The sequence below is a fragment of the Polaromonas sp. P1_G2 genome (genome assembly GCF_056405515.1).
Window position 1 is genome coordinate 1 of the sequence record NZ_JBFUBY010001073.1, and the last position, 468, is coordinate 468.

Annotated in this window: 1 protein-coding gene; it reads left to right on the plus strand. The window is 60.9% G+C overall.

The genetic code is table 11. The features are described from left to right. On the plus strand, positions 1–468 hold a 468-nt coding region (locus tag AC1D0P_RS29115), incomplete at both ends, for an ABC transporter substrate-binding protein (RefSeq protein ID WP_477679914.1).

Consider the following 468-nt stretch of genomic DNA (forward strand, 5'->3'; position numbering starts at 1 on the left):
GCGCTGGTCGCGGCCACTATGCTGGTGCCGGCCGCAGCCGCGACTGCGGTCTATGCCGCGACACCGGCGACCGCGCTTGTCGTCGCCGAAAATATCGACGACATCGTCTCGATCGACCCGGCCGAAGCTTATGAATTCTCGTCGGGCGAATATGTGACCCAGACCTATGACCGCTTAGTGCAGTATGATGCGCCGGACGTGCAGAAGCTGGCGCCGGGCCTTGCTACCGAATGGAAGGTGGATGACGCCAACAAGACCATCACCTTCACCATCCGCGATGGCGTGAAATTCTCTTCCGGCAATCCCGTCCGCGCCGAGGACGTCGTTTATTCGTGGAAGCGTGTCGTCGTCCTCAACAAGGCGCCGGCTTTCGTGCTGACCCAACTGGGCTGGACGCCGCAGAATTTCGACAGCATGGTCAAGGCCGACGGCAACAAGGTCGTCGCCAAATATGCGGGCGATATGTCC